This window comes from Flavobacterium panici (assembly GCF_024499525.1).
Lineage (GTDB): Bacteria > Bacteroidota > Bacteroidia > Flavobacteriales > Flavobacteriaceae > Flavobacterium > Flavobacterium panici.
Genome location: NZ_CP100437.1, coordinates 1,836,866 through 1,855,367, shown reverse-complemented (window position 1 = coordinate 1,855,367; position 18,502 = coordinate 1,836,866). Strand labels below are relative to the sequence as shown.

The window sequence follows — 18,502 nt, the reverse complement described above, 5'->3', positions numbered from 1 at the left end:
TTTTTTCACTCTATTTTTATTTAAACACCACAAACTGCTATGCAAAAAAGTAAATCCAGATCAATCGTATTTAAAATTGCGAAGTATTTAGGGATAACTTTCGCTGTTATTTTAGCACTATTATTTTTAACGCCTATCGTTTTTGAAGATCAAATTAAAGAACAGATCAAAAAAACAGCTAACGAAAGACTAAGCGCAGAGTTGAATTATTCTGATGTTTCGGTTTCGTTTTTCCGTCATTTTCCGTCACTGACTTTAACCTTAGACAATTTGAGTCTTAACGGTTCAGCGCCATACAAAAACGAAAAATTCATTACGGCAAAAGAGGTTTCTTTTGGAATAAACGTAGCCAGTTTGATTTTTAGTAAATCGGTAAAAATTGACCAAATTTATTTATCAGATTCTTTTATCAATGTAAAAGTCAATCCAAACGGAGAAGCGAATTACAACATTTATAAATCGCAGGCTAAAGCCGCAGAAACAAAAGACAGTACAGATACTGCTTTAAAATTAGAACGAATTGAAATTTTAAACAGCAAAATTATCTATGATGACAAATCAACAAAAGTTCATTTTGATGCTTTAGGATTTAATTACTTAGGAAAAGGCGATTTGAACAAGGCGGTTTTCGACTTATCTTCAAAAGCAAAAATTGAAAAATTAAATATCATTTATGAAGATGAACCGTATTTAATGAATAAAAAAATTGATGCCGATTTAATTACCAAAGTAAACATCAACTCGCTCTCCTTTTTCTTCCAGCAGAACAACTTAAAAATCAATCAGCTTTTGGTCGATTTTAAAGGGAAATTCGACATTTTAAAAGATGGTTACAATATGGATTTTGTAATTAAATCTGACAACAGTGATTTGTATGATGTATTTACAGCTTTTCCGCCAAAATACATTACATGGCTTTCAAAAACAGAATTAAAAGGAAATACGACTTTACTTTTTACTCTAAAAGGAGATTATATTACTTCGCAAAATATTGCTCCAGATTTAAACCTGGATGTAAAAATCGACAACGGATTTGTGAATTATAACAAAAGTGCATTTCCGGTTTCTAATTTAAATCTCGAAGTTAAAACAAAAGTTCAATCTTTAAACCCGGACCTTTTAACGGTTGATGCTAAAAACCTATCCTTAAACATTAATAAGGATTATATAAAATCTAAATTCTTTGTAAAAGGTGCAAACACGCCAGAAATTAATGCCGATTTTAAAGCTAAAATTGACCTGAGCAAACTAACAAAAGCACTCGGAATTCCAGATGTTGAATTAAAAGGTTCTTTAGCAGGAGATATTCAGGCGAATGGGAAATTCGATCAAAAAAACAAACTTTTCCCTGTTACAAAAGGTGTTTTTGATTTAGAAAATGGATATGTAAAAACAAAATATTACCCAAACCCGATAACTAATATTACGATAAAATCTAAAATCGACAATCAAAAAGGAACTTTTGACGATTTAAAAATAAAGCTAAAACCGGCTCAATTTACTTTTGAAGGAAAACCTGTTTTTGTAGAAGCTGATTTGAGTGATTTTAATGACTTAGCTTACGACATTAAAGCAAAAGGAGAACTGGATGTAAACAGAATCTATAAAGTGTTTTCTCAAAAAGGACTGGATCTGGATGGTTTCGTAAAAGCTGATTTAGTTTTAAAAGGAAAACAAAGCGATGCCGAAAAAGGAAACTACAACAAATTATATAACAAAGGAACGCTTGAGTTAAGAAACATTGGCATTGCGTCTGAGTATCTTCCTAAAAAATTCATTATTAAAGAAGGAATTTTCAAAATCAATCAGGATAAAATGTCGTTTAATAATTTCACAGCTGCTTACGGACAATCTGATTTTAAAATGAATGGTTATCTGCAAAATGTTTTTAATTACGCAACCACAAATACAGGCGTTTTAAAAGGTTCTTTTAATGTTTCGGCACGATATATTAATGTTGATGAATTTATGTCGAATACATCTGCAAATGCTTCTGTAACAAAAAATGCAGCTCCAAAACCAGAAACAAAAACCGAAGCTGCACAAACCGGCGTTATTATTATTCCAACAAACCTGAATTTACAATTATTGGCAAATGCCCAAAAAGTAAATTTCGACAAATTAAACCTTCAAAATGCAACGGGTCATTTAACCATGAACAAGGGTAAATTGACAATGCAGAACACAGGATTTGATTTAATTGGCTGCAAGGTTGCCATGAATGCGAATTATCAAGCTGTAACGCCGCAAAAAGCAAATTTTGATTACGCCATAAAAGCATCAGACTTTGATATCAAAAGAGCTTACAACGAAATAGAAGTTTTTAGAAAAATGGCAAGCGCAGCCGAAAAAGCGCAGGGAATTGTTTCGTTAGATTATCAATTAAAAGGACGTTTAAACGGAAAGATGGAACCTGTTTATCCTTCGCTTGTTGGCGGTGGAGTACTTTCTGTAAAAGATGTAAAAGTACGAGGATTGAAAATGTTTAATGCAGTAAGCAAACAAACAAGTTCTGAATCGATGAAAAATCCGGATGTTTCAAAAGTAGACATTAAAAGTACGATCAAGAATAATATCATGACCGTAGAACGCTTTAAATTTAAGTTTGCGGGCTTTAGACCAAGAATTGAAGGAACAACAAGTTTAGACGGAAAATTGAATTTAAAAATGCGTTTAGGCTTGCCTCCATTAGGAATATTCGGAATTCCGTTAACTGTTACCGGAACTCAGGATAATCCTAAAGTAAAAGTGGGACGCAAAACTGAGGATTTAGAGGAAACTAAGGATACTGAATAAAATAAATTTCAATTTTTTAAATTCCAAATTCCAATTCTCATCAGCTTAGAATAAATCTTATAGACCTTTGTCAAAGTTTAAAACTTTGACAAAGGTTTTTTTTTGACGATCCTGTTTTCGCAATTTTTGTCATTGCAAAGAACGAAGCAACCGCACTAACAATGATCAGAATTGATTTAGCACGTGAGATTGCTTCGTTCCTCGCAATGACCAATCTTTATCGAAATACTAATGCGATTTCTCCTTACGTCGAAATGACAAGATTGTGGTTAATTAATCTTAAATAATAAAAACAAAAAACCCGATCTTTTCAGAACGGGTTTTTTATAAAAAGTAAATCTTGTTAATTATGCCTCGAAAGGAATAATAGAAACATAAGATTTGTTATCTCTTTTCTTTTGGAACTTAACAACTCCAGCTACTCTTGCGTGTAGTGTGTGATCTTTACTAATGTAAACATTTTCACCTGGATTGTGTTTTGAACCTCTTTGTCTAACGATGATGTTCCCAGCAATAGCAGCTTGTCCACCATAAATCTTAACGCCTAAACGTTTTGATTCTGATTCTCTACCATTCTTCGAACTACCGACACCTTTCTTGTGAGCCATGACGTATGAGTTTAAATATTGTTATTATTCTTTAGTAGCTTCTTTTTTCGCTTTAGGAGCTGCTGCTTTTTTCACTTTAGGAGCTTCTACTTCTTCAGTAGCTGCTTCTTCTGCTACAACCGCTTTTTTAGCTGCTGCTTTTTTAGTTCCTCCTGCTGCAGTAATACCTTCAATTACAATTTGTGTAAGATATTGTCTGTGACCATTTCTTTTTTTGTATCCTTTTCTTCTTTTCTTTTTGAAAACGATAACTTTATCACCTTTTAAGTGTTGTAACACTTTAGCTTCTACTGAAGCACCTTCTATAGCTGGGGCGCCTAAAGTTACATTTCCATTATCATCTAATAAAAGAACTTTGTCAAAAGAAACTTTTGAACCTTCTTCATTAGCTAAACGGTGAACATAAACCTTTAAGTCTTTGCTTACTTTAAATTGTTGCCCTGCTATCTCTACGATTGCATACATACCAAATTGATTTATTGATTTTTAAGGTTGCAAATATACAACTAATAATTTACTGTGCAATCTCTTATAGTAAAAAAATTTTAAGCTGTTTAATCGTTGTTTTTCAAGGTTTTTTAAAAGAATTCAATCCTCAATTAGAGGTAAAAGATTGTTAAATTGCAATCAAAACAAAGATAAACCTCTAAATGATAATTAAAAAAAGTTATTTTTGATGTAACTATAATCAACTCTTGGCTACCTACATATTTTATTAGGTATTTAAATTTATTAATCTTTATGAAAAATTCGATAATGATGTTAAGTGCAGCACTAATGCTTGGCGGAGTAGCTCATGCTCAAAAGGTGGCTTTTGAAGAATACAATTTAGATAACGGCATGCATGTTATTCTGCATAACGATCCTTCGGCACCCGTGGTTATTACTTCTGTAATGTATCACGTAGGTTCAAAAGACGAACGTCCGGATCGTACTGGTTTTGCACATTTCTTCGAACATTTATTATTTGAAGGAACTCAAAATATAAAACGCGGCGAATGGATGAAAATCGTTACCGCAAATGGCGGCGTGAACAATGCCAACACATCTGACGACAGAACGTATTATTATGAAGTTTTCCCATCAAACAATTTAGAATTGGGTTTATGGATGGAATCTGAAAGATTGATGCACCCCATTATCAACAAGATTGGAGTTGACACGCAAAATGAAGTTGTAAAAGAAGAAAAAAGAATGCGTTACGACAATCAGCCTTACGGAAATATTCTTCCTGAGGTTAAAAAGAATATGTTCAAAAATCATCCGTATCGCTGGACCACAATTGGTTCTATGAAAGATTTGGATGCTGCAACTCTTGAAGAATTTCAGGCTTTTAATAAAAAATTCTATACGCCAAATAATGCAGTTTTAGTAATTGCAGGAGATTTTGATAAAACAAAAGCTAAAGAATGGGTTCAGAAATATTTTGGACCAATCCCAAAAGGTGAAGACGTTAAAAAACAAACTTACACAGAAGAACCAATCACACAGACCATTAAAGCAACTTACGAAGATCCGAACATTCAGATTCCAATGGTTGTGGCTTCATACAGAACGCCGTCAATGAAAACCAGAGACGCTAGAGTTTTAGATTTGATCTCCTCTTATTTAAGCGACGGAAAAAGCTCTAAATTGTACAAAAAAATTGTCGACGACAAAAAAATGGCGCTTCAAATTGGTGCTGTTGGTTTTAGTCAGGAAGATTACGGAACTTATATATTATATGGATTGCCAATGGCGCCAAATACTACAGCCGATATTTTAAAAGAAATGGATGAAGAAATCGTAAAACTTCAAACCGATTTAATTTCTGAGAAAGATTGCGAAAAATTACAAAACAAATTCGATAACAATTTTGTGAATGCAAATGCAAGCGTAGAAGGAATTGCAGAAAATCTGGCTTCGTATTATTTACTTTACGGAGATGTAAATTTAATTAATACCGAAATTGATATTTACCATTCTATTACAAGAGAAGAAATTAGAGAAGTAGCCAAGAAGTATCTAAACCCTAATCAGAGATTAATTTTAGATTACATTCCTACCCCAAAATCTCAGAACTAAGAATATCGAATCATGAAAAATCTACATACATTTTTAATCATTTTATTCCTAACTGGAATTATGCAAGCACAAGATCGTCCACAACCAAAACCAGGAAACCCGCCTGTAGTTAATATTAAAAAACCTCAAACCTTTGTTTTGGCAAACGGTATGAAAGTTCTGGTTGTCGAAAACCATAAATTACCAAGAGTAAGTTTTAACCTTACGCTGGACAACGCTCCTTTTACTGAAGGAAATAAAAAAGGTGTTGATGAATTAACCAGCAGTTTAATTGGTAATGGAACCAAAAAAACTGCGAAAGAAGCTTTTAATGAAGAAATTGATTTCTACGGTGCAAACATCAATTTTACATCACAAGGTGCTTTTGCAAGTTCATTATCTAAATATTCAGGACGTGTTTTAGAGCTTTTAGCCGAAGGTGCTTTACAGCCAAATTTCACACAGACTGAATTTGACAAGGAAAAAGCAAAATTACTGGAAGGGCTTAAAGCCGATGAAAAAAGCGTTCCGGCAATTGCAAATCGTGTTGTAGATGTTTTAGCCTTTGGAAAAAATCATCCTAACGGTGAATACCTTTCTGAAGAAACTGTAAAAAATGTAACGCTTGAAGACGTTCAAAAAAATTACGCTACTTATTTTGTACCTGAAAATGCTTATTTAGTTATTATTGGAGATGTTAAGTTTAAAGAAACTAAATCAGCAGTAGAAAAACTTTTTGGCGGATGGAAAAAACAAGCTGCTCCAAAAAATACCTATCCAAATCCTGAAAATGCATCTAAACTTCAAATTGATTTTGTAGATGTTCCAAATGCAGTTCAGTCAGAGATTTCGCTGGTAAATACTATAAATTTAAAAATGAGCGATCCTGATTTTTTCCCTGCTGTAATTGCCAATCAAATTTTAGGAGGCGATTTCAACAGTTATTTAAATATGAATTTACGCGAGCAGCACGCGTGGACTTACGGCGCAAATTCAAGCATTGGAAGCGGAAAATATGTAACTAAATTCAAAGCTTCGTCTGCGGTTCGTAATGCCGTTACAGACAGCGCTGTCGTTCAGTTTATAAAAGAAATTAAAAGAGTTCGTACTGAAAGAGTAGATCCAGAAGTTTTAAGAAATGTAAAAGCAGGATATATTGGCCGTTTTGTAATGCAGGTAGAAAAACCTCAGGCTGTGGCACGTTATGCTTTAAACATTGAAACAGAAAAACTTCCGGCTGATTTCTACGAAAAATACATTCAGACGATTACAAACGTAACTGCTGATGATATTTATCGTGTAGCAAACAAATACTTTTTGCTTGACAACATGCGAATTGTTGTTGTTGGAAAAGGTTCTGACGTGATTTCTGGTTTAGAAAAACTTCAAATTCCGATTTATTATTTTGATAAATACGGAAATCCAATTGAAAAACCAGCTGTTAAAAAAGAAGCTCCAACAGGAATTACAGCAAAAACGGTTTTCGAAAATTACATCAAAGCTATTGGCGGAGAAAAAGCCGTATCTGCCGTAAAAACACTTTATATGGACGGAACAACAAAAGTTCCGCAAGCTCCGGCTCCGTTGACTTTTACTTCAAAACTGGATTCTAAAGGAAAAATGATGATTTCTCTTTCTATGGGAACTATGAATTTGATGAAACAGGTTGTAAATGATAAAGGCGCTTATATCGAGCAGCAAGGAAAACGTAAAAACCTTGAAGGCGATGATCTTAAAGAAATGAAAGCAAACGCCGCTCCTTTTGAAGAGTTACAATTAGTAAAAAGAACAGATCTTAAAGTAGACAGTATTGAGCCAATTAACGGAAGCGACGCTTATGCTATAAAAGATGGTAACACAATTCATTATTATGATGTAAAATCTGGATTGAAAGTAGCAAAATCAAAAATTCGTGAACAAGACGGAAAATCGGTTACACAAATCACAAACTTCAACGATTACAGAGAAGTAAAAGGTGTAAAAGTTCCTTTTAATTTGGTTCAAAATGTAGGTTTTGAATTAGATATCAAAATGACAGATATCAAGATTAACGAAGGAGTTTCTGATGCAGATTTTCTTTAGAGAGGTTCAAAGTTGCAAAGAAACAAAGAGACAAAGGTTCTGAGATTCTGAGTTGCTAAAGTTTTTTTCTCATAGGCTTTGTCAAAGTTTTAAACTTTGACAAAGCTTTTTTTTGTTTACACAGTTTTGTCATTTCGACCGAAGGGAGAAATCGCACGCGGGATTCGAAAGATTGGCGACATTCTTTACGGAGTTTCTAGTGCGATTTCTCCCTTCGGTCGAAATGACAAGCTTCGTCTAGAAAACTTTTTATCGCCTTCTTTGTCAAGCTCATCAATGTCGACGCTCTTTGCGACCTTCGACTTCGCTCAGGGTGACATGTAAATAATTTACCAGACATTGGCATAGCTTTGTCAGGCTGAGCGAAGTCGAAGCCCCCGTTCCAATTGGCACGCCCTTAAACTTCGCTCAGGGTGACAAGACTTTCTGCAAAAACAAGAAAGGCCGTCAATTACGACAGCCTTTCTTGTTTTGATCATTCAACATCCAGATAAGGATTCAGAATTTCGGCTAATTCATTCAGCCAATAAAAACCATCCTGAAGATTCATTTTTTCGGTTTCCATTGTTTCGCAATCCCGCATTATACTTAAGGCAAGTATATAATTCACTTTTCGAATGGTTTTTGCCATAAGTTTAGGATCGATTGAATTGTTGAAAAAATGATTTAATCTCAATTCTGTTTCTTTTGAAAGGGCGTTTGTGTTCATAATTTTGACGATTAGGAAGTAAAAACCCGCATAGCTAAGGTGTCCTACGCCGTCAAAAGCGTTACGGTTGTTTCCAATACCGCCACCATACCACACGGGCAAAAATTTCTTTGAGTTCATATATTTGACATTTATAGGAACTTCAAATATATTAAAAAATAAAAGAAAATTACTACAAATAATATATTTCCTCAAAGTTTGTCATTTCGACCGAAGGGAGAAATCGCACACGGGATTCGACAAAGATTGACGACATTCTTTGCGGAGTTTCTAGTGCGATTTCTCCCTTCGGTCGAAATGACAAAACTTCGTCTAAAAAACTTTTATAGCCTTCTTTGTCAAGCTCGTCAATGTTTTTATTTCTTAGCCGATAAATAAACTCCAATCAAAATAATAAAAGCGCCAAAAAACTGAATTGGTGTAAGCATTTCATTATCTAATAATCCCCAGAAAAAAGCAACAATAGGAATTAAATAAGTAACCGAAGTTGCAAAAACCGGAGACGAAATCTGAATCAATTTAAAGAACAAAACATTGGCAATTCCCGTTCCTAAAATTCCTAAAATCATGACAAAGAAAATAGAATGCTGTGTTGCTTCAAAAGTCAGTTTTTGAGAAATATCTGTTGTGCTCAAAATAATCAAAGCCGGAATTAATAAAACGGCAAAATTTCCTGTTGTAATACTTACCGAATTTAAATCAGGAAGATATCTTTTAATCAAATTAACATTTATTGCATAACAAAGAGTTGCAATTACAACCAATCCAACATAATAGTAGTTTTGTCCAGGATGTGCCGATGCTCCGCTTAAAACCAAAAGCAAACATCCAATTAATCCAACAAAAACCCCTACAACCTGTCGTTTTTGAAATTGAATTCCAAAAATAAGTATTCCTAAAACTAATGTATTTAAAGGCGTAAGTGAATTTAAAATTGCCACGATTGAGCTGTCAACTTCGGTCTCTGCAATTGCAAAAAGAAAAGCTGGCGTAAAAGTGCCAAAAAAAGAAGTTAAAGCAACAAATTTCCACTGGGAGCGCGATATCTTCTTTAAACTTTTAAAACCAACAATCAATAAAAAAAGAGCTGCAAAAATAATTCGGAAAGATCCAACCTGAATTGCGGTTAAACCAACTAATCCTCTTTTGATTAAAATAAAAGAACTTCCCCAAATTAGTGACAATACTAGCAAGTAAGCCCACTTTAACTGTTTTGCATCCATAAAAAGTATTTTACTGCAAATTTGTACTATTTTTACGAATTAGCCTCTTCATTTTTAGTAATTTTGCAAAGAACATTATTAGCAAATTAAATTCTTATAATATGAAATTCACAAAAATCATAGCTTCATTAGCAATTGCTGGTTTAGTATTCGTAAGCTGTAAAAAAGAAGAAGATAAAAGTTTGGCAGTAATAAATGCTGAAAAATCTACTGCAAAAGAACATAAACCAATTGCTGCCGAAAACGTACAAACAGCAAGTTTTAATATTGAAGGAATGACTTGTGCGGTTGGATGCGCCAAAACTATCGAAACGGAATTATCTAATTTAGAAGGTGTAGAAAAAGCAACCGTTGATTTTGATAAAAAATTAGCAACTGTTACATTTGATAAAACGGTTCAAAACTCTGAATCGTTGACTAAAGTTGTTCAGGAAACCGGAGACGGAAAAACATATAAAGTTTCGAATTTTAAATCGTAAGTTTAAAGTTTATAAATACAAAAACGGCGTTCAAATGAACGCCGTTTTTATTATTTCTTTATTTCCATTTTAATGTTTCCATCAATCGCTGCATATCATTTTTGATATAACTCGCGGCTGGCATTACAGAATCAAAATTTGGTTTTGCATAAAAATAAACTGATCCTGTTATAAAATGTTTTGTACTGTCTGTAACGTAAAATTGAGAGTTTGTAGCCGCGTTTCCATCCACTTGATAAAACATTCCGTAAACTTTCTTTTCGGTGTTTAAATACGGTTGTTCTAAAATATCATCGGCTTTAATAACGTGTTCGTAAGTCAATTTTTGAGCATCTTTTAAAAGCTTTTCAATATCGCCGTGAACAGGTTTATAGGTTAAATAAATCGTAGCTTTCATTTTTGGATAGGTGATTGCAAATCCGCAGTCTTTTTCACCTTTAATAATCGCATCTTCATTCATCTGGAAAGCAAACGGACAATTATTTTCAAAATTGACATATTTAGCTTCTGGATAATCTAATCTAAGGAAACTTGCAGGTTTTGGCAAAACGTCGTCTTTACAGCTTACCACTGTTAATGTGAGCAAAATTACCGCGACCGAAATTATTCTTTTAAACATTTATTCTATTGTTACTTTTATTTGTTTTACACGCTTTTTATCAACGGTTTCTATTGTAAAAACACAGTTTTCAAAAGCTATTTTTTGATCTTTTTTAGGGAAATTCCCCAGGATTTCTAAAATAAATCCGGCAAGCGTTTCGGCTTCGCCTTTATGAGATTCAAATATATCTTCGTCGACATCAACAATTCTATAGAAATCTTTAAGATTTATTTTACCTTCAAAAAGAAAATTCTTTTCATCAATTTGAGAGAAATTTAAATTTTCATCATCAAATTCATCGCTTATATCCCCTACTATTTCTTCGATTATATCTTCTAAAGAAACCAAACCGGAAGTTCCGCCATATTCATCAACCACAATTGCAAGGTGGCTTTTAAGGCTTTGAAAATCCTTTAATAAGTTATCCAGTTTTTTATTTTCGGGAACAAAAAATGCTTCTCTTATTAAAGATGCCCAGTCAAAATTATCTTTGTCAATATGGGGCAATAAATCCTTAACAAACAAAACGCCTTCTATCTGGTCAATATTATCTCGATAAATAGGAATTCTTGAAAATCCTTTTTCGATTATTTTAGGATAAATAGCCGAAAATGGTTCTGTAATTTCCAATGCAAATATATCAATCCTCGGACTCATAACCTGCTTTGTATCTGTATTTCCAAAAGAAACAATTCCTTCTAATATTTTTTGTTCTTCTGTTGATGTTCCTTCAGAATCTGTCAATTCTAAAGCCTGAGAAAGCTGATTTATCGAAAAGCTGTTTTTTTGTTTTCCTAATTTATTGTGCAAATATAAAGTAACACTGCGCATAGGCAAGCTTATTGGCGACAGTAATTTATCTAAAATTGAAATGGAATAAGCAAAACGTTTGGCAAATTTTATATTGTTTCGGCTGGCGTAAACTTTTGGTAAAACTTCTGCAAATAATAAGATAAGGAAAGTAACGAGAACTACTTCTAAAATAAATTTTAAAACAGGCGATTCGACTCCTGCAAAAATATTCCTGCCAATGAAAGAGAACAGGATAACGACTCCAATATTTAAAAAGTTATTGGCTACTAATAAGGTCGCTAAAAGTTTTTTGGGTTTATCTAAAAGATCAGAAATAATTTTTCCTTTTGATAGGTTTTCCTGAAGCGTGTCGTCAATATCTTTTTGAGATAAAGAAAAAAGTGCAACTTCGGCACCTGAAACAATTGCTGAAAGAAACAGCAAAATAAATATTCCGACAAAACCAATGATTAAATTGGTGTCTAAAATTGTAGTAAATAATAAACTGGGCTCCGGGTCCAAATTACATAAGATTAGTTAAACAATCAAAAAGGCAGATCATTAATGGGCAAGCCTTCGTTTGGCGCATCAAAGTTAGTGTTTTTTGCGGATTCCTGATCGTGGTTTGGCCTATGATTTCCCGTTTCTTTTTTGGTAGTCAGAAAAGTAAATTCTGTAACCTGAATTTCTGTTGTATATTTTGTCGTACCATCTTCAGCCTGCCATTGTCTGGATTTGATACGGCCTTCAACATATATTTTATCCCCTTTAGATAGGTATTTTTCGCAAATTTCGGCGGCTTTATTACGCACAACCAAATTATGCCATTCTGTAGATGTTATTTTTTCATTGGTCGTTTTGTTAATATAAACTTCATTAGTAGCAAGCTGAAAGCGTCCAATACAGTTCCCTCCATCAAAATAATGCATTTTTACATCATCGCCTAAATGACCAATAAGCATAACCTTATTTAATGTTCCATTCATAATTAATAGTGGTATTTCTACCAAAGATACATTTTTTTAGCAATTTATTTCTTGCTTTTCTATAAAATTATATATAACAATTGGAAAAGGAAAACTTTTTAAAGTTTTCAAATCAATTCCGTTTTGGAGGACTTCATTAATTTTTATTTTCCAAAATTGGATATGAAGATGCTGGTGCGAAAGCTTATGAATTACGGTCGCTTCACTGCATTCTTCTATACCTAATATAGTATAGGAAGAAAACAGGTCATTTTGTGCTATTTCTGAAACAGTATTAAAACCTGCAATTTCACTGGTTTCAAAAAGAGGAAACTCATATAAGTTATGCCAGATTCCTTTTGCCGTTCTTTTTTGAATGATGGTGTTTCCTAATATATCTTCTAAAACAAGATAATTAAAGAAACGGTTTATCACTTTTACTTTTTTAGATTTTACAGGCAGAGAATCAACTTTCTTTTTTTGCAGCGCTAAACAGCTGTCGTTAAAAACACAGACAGAACAATTCGGACTTTTCGGAACGCATTGCAATGCACCAAATTCCATTATCGCCTGATTGAAGATTGCCGGGTTATCTTTTGGCATTAATTCGTAAGCCAGTTTTGTAAATTCTTTTTTTGTCGCGGGAAGCGCAATATCTGATTCTATATCAAAATAACGGGAAAGTACACGAAATACATTTCCGTCTACAACCGGAACAGCTTCATTATAAGAGAAAGATGCAATAGCGGCAGCGGTATATTCGCCTACACCTTTTAAATTTAAAAGTTCTTTATATGAAGGAGGAAAACTTCCGTTTAGATCCTCTGCGACGTATTTTGCCGTTTTATGAAGATTTCTTGCTCGTGAATAATATCCAAGTCCCTGCCAAAGTTTTAAAACTTGTTCTTCAGATGCATTTGCAAGATCAAAAACTGTAGGAAATTCCGCTGTAAATGCAAAAAAGTAAGGCATTCCTTGCGCGACTCTTGTTTGTTGCAGCATAATTTCTGAGAGCCAAATTTGGTACGGATCGGCCGTTTTTCGCCATGGAAGATCACGTTTGTTTTGTAAATACCATTTTATCAGCGTGTTATGAAAATTCATCGTTAAATCCTTAAAATGCAAAAGTAAATGTTTATGTAATTAAAATTTAACGAATTAGCTTGATTAATTATTTTTTTAATTCCTATATTTGCAAACTCAAAAAAATAGTACACCATTTATAAATAAAATAGGAAAGAAAATGACGAAAGCAGATATCGTAGCGAAAATTTCAGAGAAATTAGGTCTTGAAAAAGGAGATGTTCAAGCAACAGTAGAAACTTTTATGGAAGAAGTAAAAACTTCTTTAGAAACAGGAGACAATGTTTACCTAAGAGGTTTTGGTAGTTTTATTGTAAAAACCAGAGCTGAAAAAACTGGTAGAAACATCTCAAAAAACACTACAATCAAAATTCCAGCACACAACATCCCTGCGTTTAAACCTGCAAAAGTATTTGTAGAAGGAGTTAAAACTAACAACGAAGCAAAATAATATTAATTAACATAAATCTGACACGATATGCCAAGTGGTAAAAAAAGAAAGAGACATAAGGTAGCTACTCACAAACGTAAGAAAAGAGCGAGAGCTAACCGTCACAAAAAGAAAAAGTAGTTTTAAACTACTTTTTTCTTTTTAAACGTTCATTGAAATTTGGGAAATTTCAAAAATTCCAAAAAAGAAAATCCAAAATCCAAAATCCAAAAATTAAGAAATCAATATTGATTTAATTGGAGTTTGGAATTTAAAAATTGAAATTTAACTTTCCCTCCCGGGTTCAATACCTGTTAAAATATTGTTTAATCCATCTGTAGATAAGATTTTAGATCTTAGATTTTAGATTTTAGATTTTTTTAAATCTATGCTCTTCTCTCTATACTCTATTTTCTGAAAAAACAGATAAAAATTTACAGTGTGAATAAAGAATTAATCATTAGATCTAGTTCTGAAGCCGTAGATTTTGCCTTATTAAAAGATGGAAAACTAATTGAATTACACAAAGAAGAAGAGAAAAGCAACTTTCAGGTTGGTGATATTTTTATTGCCAAAATCAGAAAACCAGTTGCAGGACTTAATGCTGCTTTTGTAAATGTAGGCTTCGAAAAAGATGCCTTTTTACATTATCACGATTTAGGTCCAAACTTAGCTTCTCAGCTGAAATTCATAAAACTTGTAAGCGCAGGTAAAATAAAAGATTTCTCCCTAAAAACCTTTCAGTTTGAAAAAGAGATTGACAAAGATGGCATCATTACTGATATTTTAAGTGCCAATCAATCTGTTTTAGTTCAAGTAGTTAAAGAACCTATATCGACCAAAGGACCAAGAATAAGTGCTGAGCTTTCTCTTGCCGGAAGATTTATTGTTCTAGTTCCTTTTTCTGATCGTGTTTCTATTTCTCAAAAAATAGAAGACAAAAAAGAAAAGGATCGTCTAAAAAAACTTGTTCTATCGATCAAACCAAAAGGATTTGGTGTTATTGTTCGTACAGTAGCCGAAGGCAAAAACGTAGCCGAATTAGAAAAAGATTTGCAGAACCTGCTTGGCAGATGGTCTGCAATGTGTAAAAAATTACCAACTGCTCATCATCCATCAAAAGTATTAGGAGAGCTTAACAGAGCTTCTTCAATATTAAGAGATGTATTTAATGATACCTTCAGCGGTATTCAAATAGATGATGAAGAGTTGTTCCACCAAACGAAGGAATATCTGCAAGAAATTGCACCTTCGAAACAATCGATTGTTAAGTTTTATCAATCAAATGACACTCCAATTTTTGAGAAATACAATATAGAGAGACAAATCAAAACTTCTTTTGGCAGAACCGTTTCTATGAGTAAAGGGGCTTACCTTATCATCGAACACACTGAAGCTCTTCACGTTATAGACGTAAACAGCGGAAACCGTTCGAATAAAGCAACCAACCAGGAAGACACCGCCATGGAAGTAAATATGATTGCCGCAGCAGAAATCGCCAGACAACTTCGTCTGAGAGATATGGGCGGAATTATCGTAGTTGATTTTATCGATATGTCTAATCCAGAAAACAGGAAAGTTTTGTTCGACTTCTTGCGAGAAGAAATGAGCGACGATAAAGCAAAGCATAAAATATTACCGCCGAGTAAATTTGGTTTAGTCCAGATTACAAGACAGCGAGTAAGACCAGAAGTTAATATAAAAACTAGAGAAGAAGATCCAAATAAAGTTAATGGTGAAATTGAAGCGCCAATATTAATAATTGACAAGATCACCTCTGACTTAGAAAGACTTTTAAAAACCCACAATAAAGTTGTGCTTAATACACATCCGTTTGTGGCTGCATACCTCAGCAAAGGTTTTCCATCATTACGTTCAAAATGGTTTTTTGAACATAAGAAATGGGTGAAAATCATACCTCGTGACGCTTACACGTACTTAGAATACCATTTCTATGATAAAAAAGGAAATGTTATTTCAGAATAAAAATCAAAACCGCCCCGATGCATCATCGGGGCGGTTTTTTTATGCGTCATTGCGAGTAACGAAGCAATCTTTTCGCCACGAATTACACGAATTTGCACGAATTAATTTGTGTCAATTGGTGTAATTCGTGGCGGAAATTTAGGTTCAAAAAGTATATTTAAAAAGTTATTTTGAATACAAAAGTGTCACCCTGAGCGAAGTCGAAGGGCGCTCCAATTGGCACGTGGGCTTCGACTTCGCTCAGCCTGACATACAATGCCTTTCATCTTTTATAAAGAAGCAAAATTTGGAATTTGGAATTTAAAAATTGGAATTTCCTTTAAAATTTTATTCCCTCACAATTTCAATTCTGCGTCTAATTTCATTTCCAGAAGCATCTACAACTGTAATATAATGTATTCCCGTTGTTGGCATAATTGGCAGTTCATGAAAAGTTTTTGTGGTGGCTTTATAAACATCATCAACATACCAAAAAAGCTCTTTATCCCTTTCAGAATAAGCTACTTTTAAAATTACAGGCTGTACTTTACTGTTAAAGTCTTTAGTTAGGTAAATTTTGCTGTTTGCTTTTGGATAAATAAAATCCATTGTTTTGGTTTGTGTTCCCTCACATCCTTCTTTAAATGGCGGTAAAGGTAAATATTCTATATGCTGGCTTTTGTAATACCAAGCCATCACCGGAGGCAGTACAAACCAATTTTTTGTCACAATATTTTCGATACTTTCGCAGCTGCTGTTTACCTGAAATTGTTCTGTTTTATCTAAATGAATGGTTTTATGATACGGACAAACTGCTGTAGATTTTCCTTTTTTAGAAACCCATTGTTTAATTTTCGGACAGTTTTCTTTTGCCAGATATCCGCTTAAACGACAAACCTCAACTTCTTCTAAATCTTTATAGGGAATATCAAACCATCTTTGTCTTGGCAGTAAATTAAAAACGTCAAATAAAATTGGCGCCGCACTTGTAACTCCGGTTAAAGTCGGTCGTCCTTCTCCGGTTGCATTTCCAACCCAAATTCCCACTACATATCTTGAATTTGTTCCAATGGCCCACGCATCACGATTTCCGAAACTTGTTCCTGTTTTCCAGGCAATTTTTAACGAGCTGTCATAAAATTTCCAGGCTTCATCTCCTTCCGGCCTGTTCACTTCTTCCATTGCATTATAGGTTAACCAAATTGATCCTGCACCTAAAATATTCTTCTGATTGGTTTCTGAACCAAAATCAGGCTTAAAATCGTTTTTATAATTTAGCTCTGTGAATTCGTTTGTTCGGTATTTTCCGTTGTTTTTAGTATAATAATTAACCGTAGAAGAAAGATTTGCATACGTTCGGCATAAATCCCACAAATTACTTTCGGCACCGCCTAAAATAAGCGATAAACCATAATGATCTGGAGTTTTATTAATGTCTTTTAATTTGAATTTTTGCAGTTCTTCATAAAATTTATTGACCGTAAATTCCTGAAGCATTAATACTGCCGGAATATTTAACGAACGTGACAAAGCACGATGCGCAGGAACAGCTCCATCAAATGTTAAATTGAAATTCTGCGGTGTATAACCTGAAATCTGCGTTGGAACATCAGCTACTAAAGTGTTTGGTAAAAGTTCACCATCATCGAGCATTGCGCCATATAAAAGCGGTTTTAAAATACTTCCGGTACTTCGCGGAGCATCAATAATATCAACATCTTTTTGATGATCTTTATCTGTTGGAGAATTTCCAACATAACTCATTACATTTCTGTTTTGAACATCAATTACTAAAATTGCCAGATTATGAACTTCATTTTGTTTATACTGATTGTAATAATATCTTGCTATTTGATTTACACGATTTTGCAAAGCATGATCGATCGTAGTTTTTACTCGCGTTCCTTCTTCACTTTTTGCCACTCTTTGTAGTAAATGCGGCGCAATTTGAGGCAGATCGTAAGGTTTTTGAGGTAAAGGTTCTTCTATCGAAAGTTCGTACGTCTGTTTGTCAATTATTCCTTCCTGATGCAATTTCAGTAAAAGTCGGTTTCGTTTGTTCAGTAATTTTATCTGATTTTTTCCGGGATAAATTAAACTTGGCGCATTTGGTAAAACGGCTAAAACCGCATTTTCTGCCCAAGATAATTGATTAGACTGCACACCAAAATATCGCCATGAAGCCATTTCTAACCCTACAACATTTCCTCCAAAAGGCGCATGAGCAGCGTACATTTCGAGAATTTCATTTTTAGAATATCCTAATTCTAATCGGGTTGCGAGAATAATTTCGACAAGCTTTTCAAAGTAAGTTCTGTTTTTTCCTTTTCGGGAAAGTCTGATTATTTGTTGCGTTAAAGTACTTCCTCCTCTTACTACTTTACCCGCTTTTCGGTTTTGTTTAAAAGCATTAACCATTGCTCCCGGATTAAATCCCGGATGTTTGTAGAAATACTCGTCTTCAAAATAAACAATACATTTTTTGAATTTATCAGGAACGCTGTCTTGCGCCGGAAAACGCCATTGTCCGTCGCGGGCAATTTTGGCTCCGAGTAATTCTCCTTCTTTACTTTCAATTACGGTTGAATACGGTTCTTTGAATAAAGTTCGGGGAAGGGAAAAATAGTAACCCAGCAAAAGCACAAATGCAATTGCTGATTTTATTTTATTTCTTTTAATCCAGTTTATGATGCGTTGGAAAAACGCTATAAGTTTATTTTTCAACG

General features: G+C 33.7%; 15 protein-coding genes. 6 read left to right on the top strand and 9 right to left on the bottom strand.

The features are described from left to right. The first annotated feature begins 39 nt into the window (after positions 1 to 39). Entirely contained in the window at positions 40 to 2,796 is a 2,757-nt protein-coding gene (locus NLJ00_RS08165; protein ID WP_256636849.1) for an AsmA-like C-terminal region-containing protein, read from the top strand. Positions 2,797 to 3,143: 347 nt separating this feature from the next. On the opposite strand, the gene rpmA is transcribed toward NLJ00_RS08165, so the two are convergent. Together rpmA and rplU are read right to left on the bottom strand one after the other, a co-directional pair. Then, positions 3,144 to 3,404: a 50S ribosomal protein L27 gene (gene rpmA, locus NLJ00_RS08160; protein WP_012023622.1), complete on the bottom strand. Its 261-nt coding sequence runs from the start codon at positions 3,402 to 3,404 to the stop codon at positions 3,144 to 3,146. A 24-nt stretch (positions 3,405 to 3,428) separates the two neighbouring features. After that, positions 3,429 to 3,869, bottom strand: a complete 441-nt coding sequence (rplU, locus tag NLJ00_RS08155; protein WP_053472561.1) for a 50S ribosomal protein L21 — start codon at positions 3,867 to 3,869, stop codon at positions 3,429 to 3,431. Positions 3,870 to 4,145: 276 nt separating this feature from the next. Here rplU and NLJ00_RS08150 point away from each other — a divergent pair, with 276 nt between their 5' ends. Together NLJ00_RS08150 and NLJ00_RS08145 are read left to right on the top strand one after the other, a co-directional pair. Continuing rightward, positions 4,146 to 5,468, top strand: a complete 1,323-nt coding sequence (locus NLJ00_RS08150; protein ID WP_256636848.1) for a M16 family metallopeptidase — start codon at positions 4,146 to 4,148, stop codon at positions 5,466 to 5,468. Between the two features lie 12 nt (positions 5,469 to 5,480). Then, positions 5,481 to 7,529: a M16 family metallopeptidase gene (locus tag NLJ00_RS08145; protein ID WP_256636847.1), complete on the top strand. Its 2,049-nt coding sequence runs from the start codon at positions 5,481 to 5,483 to the stop codon at positions 7,527 to 7,529. Positions 7,530 to 8,004: 475 nt separating this feature from the next. Here NLJ00_RS08145 and NLJ00_RS08140 read toward each other — a convergent pair whose 3' ends face one another. Continuing rightward, positions 8,005 to 8,238: a hypothetical protein gene (locus tag NLJ00_RS08140; protein WP_256637463.1), complete on the bottom strand. Its 234-nt coding sequence runs from the start codon at positions 8,236 to 8,238 to the stop codon at positions 8,005 to 8,007. Positions 8,239 to 8,594: 356 nt separating this feature from the next. Next, positions 8,595 to 9,461, bottom strand: a complete 867-nt coding sequence (locus NLJ00_RS08135; RefSeq protein WP_256636846.1) for a DMT family transporter — start codon at positions 9,459 to 9,461, stop codon at positions 8,595 to 8,597. 101 nt (positions 9,462 to 9,562) lie between these two features. Between NLJ00_RS08135 and NLJ00_RS08130 the strand changes: the two genes are divergently transcribed. Beyond that, positions 9,563 to 9,940 (top strand): heavy-metal-associated domain-containing protein, encoded by a 378-nt coding sequence (locus NLJ00_RS08130; protein ID WP_256636845.1) that lies wholly within the window; start codon positions 9,563 to 9,565, stop codon positions 9,938 to 9,940. A 58-nt stretch (positions 9,941 to 9,998) separates the two neighbouring features. On the opposite strand, the gene gldD is transcribed toward NLJ00_RS08130, so the two are convergent. The 4 genes from gldD to mutY are packed head-to-tail and all read right to left on the bottom strand — an operon-like array spanning position 9,999 to position 13,402. Then, positions 9,999 to 10,559 (bottom strand): gliding motility lipoprotein GldD, encoded by a 561-nt coding sequence (gene gldD / locus NLJ00_RS08125; protein WP_053470129.1) that lies wholly within the window; start codon positions 10,557 to 10,559, stop codon positions 9,999 to 10,001. Then, the gene (locus NLJ00_RS08120) at positions 10,560 to 11,855 is read right to left on the bottom strand and encodes a gliding motility-associated protein GldE (protein ID WP_256636844.1); all 1,296 of its coding nucleotides are present in this window, start codon (positions 11,853 to 11,855) and stop codon (positions 10,560 to 10,562) included. It abuts the gene before it with no gap. A gap of 23 nt (positions 11,856 to 11,878) precedes the next feature. Then, positions 11,879 to 12,319, bottom strand: a complete 441-nt coding sequence (locus NLJ00_RS08115) for a single-stranded DNA-binding protein (protein WP_053470127.1) — start codon at positions 12,317 to 12,319, stop codon at positions 11,879 to 11,881. 36 nt (positions 12,320 to 12,355) lie between these two features. Beyond that, positions 12,356 to 13,402: an A/G-specific adenine glycosylase gene (gene mutY / locus NLJ00_RS08110; protein ID WP_256636843.1), complete on the bottom strand. Its 1,047-nt coding sequence runs from the start codon at positions 13,400 to 13,402 to the stop codon at positions 12,356 to 12,358. A 139-nt stretch (positions 13,403 to 13,541) separates the two neighbouring features. Here mutY and NLJ00_RS08105 point away from each other — a divergent pair, with 139 nt between their 5' ends. Together NLJ00_RS08105 and NLJ00_RS08100 are read left to right on the top strand one after the other, a co-directional pair. After that, entirely contained in the window at positions 13,542 to 13,832 is a 291-nt protein-coding gene (locus tag NLJ00_RS08105) for an HU family DNA-binding protein (RefSeq protein ID WP_007805026.1), read from the top strand. A gap of 420 nt (positions 13,833 to 14,252) precedes the next feature. Next, complete coding sequence (locus tag NLJ00_RS08100) at positions 14,253 to 15,797, top strand: Rne/Rng family ribonuclease (RefSeq protein ID WP_053470125.1); 1,545 nt, start codon at positions 14,253 to 14,255, stop codon at positions 15,795 to 15,797. A gap of 327 nt (positions 15,798 to 16,124) precedes the next feature. Here the strand turns inward: NLJ00_RS08100 and pbpC are convergent, their stop codons facing one another. Next, positions 16,125 to 18,500: a penicillin-binding protein 1C gene (pbpC, locus tag NLJ00_RS08095; RefSeq protein WP_256636842.1), complete on the bottom strand. Its 2,376-nt coding sequence runs from the start codon at positions 18,498 to 18,500 to the stop codon at positions 16,125 to 16,127. Positions 18,501 to 18,502: the final 2 nt, after the last annotated feature.

Coding starts and splice junctions, on each gene's coding strand:
- NLJ00_RS08165 (WP_256636849.1), top strand. CDS start 40: ATGCAAAAAAGTAAATCCAGATCAATCGTATTTAAAATTGCGAAGTAT.
- rpmA (WP_012023622.1), bottom strand. CDS start 3,404: ATGGCTCACAAGAAAGGTGTCGGTAGTTCGAAGAATGGTAGAGAATCA.
- rplU (WP_053472561.1), bottom strand. CDS start 3,869: ATGTATGCAATCGTAGAGATAGCAGGGCAACAATTTAAAGTAAGCAAA.
- NLJ00_RS08150 (WP_256636848.1), top strand. CDS start 4,146: ATGAAAAATTCGATAATGATGTTAAGTGCAGCACTAATGCTTGGCGGA.
- NLJ00_RS08145 (WP_256636847.1), top strand. CDS start 5,481: ATGAAAAATCTACATACATTTTTAATCATTTTATTCCTAACTGGAATT.
- NLJ00_RS08140 (WP_256637463.1), bottom strand. CDS start 8,238: ATGAACACAAACGCCCTTTCAAAAGAAACAGAATTGAGATTAAATCAT.
- NLJ00_RS08135 (WP_256636846.1), bottom strand. CDS start 9,461: ATGGATGCAAAACAGTTAAAGTGGGCTTACTTGCTAGTATTGTCACTA.
- NLJ00_RS08130 (WP_256636845.1), top strand. CDS start 9,563: ATGAAATTCACAAAAATCATAGCTTCATTAGCAATTGCTGGTTTAGTA.
- gldD (WP_053470129.1), bottom strand. CDS start 10,559: ATGTTTAAAAGAATAATTTCGGTCGCGGTAATTTTGCTCACATTAACA.
- NLJ00_RS08115 (WP_053470127.1), bottom strand. CDS start 12,319: ATGAATGGAACATTAAATAAGGTTATGCTTATTGGTCATTTAGGCGAT.
- mutY (WP_256636843.1), bottom strand. CDS start 13,402: ATGAATTTTCATAACACGCTGATAAAATGGTATTTACAAAACAAACGT.
- NLJ00_RS08105 (WP_007805026.1), top strand. CDS start 13,542: ATGACGAAAGCAGATATCGTAGCGAAAATTTCAGAGAAATTAGGTCTT.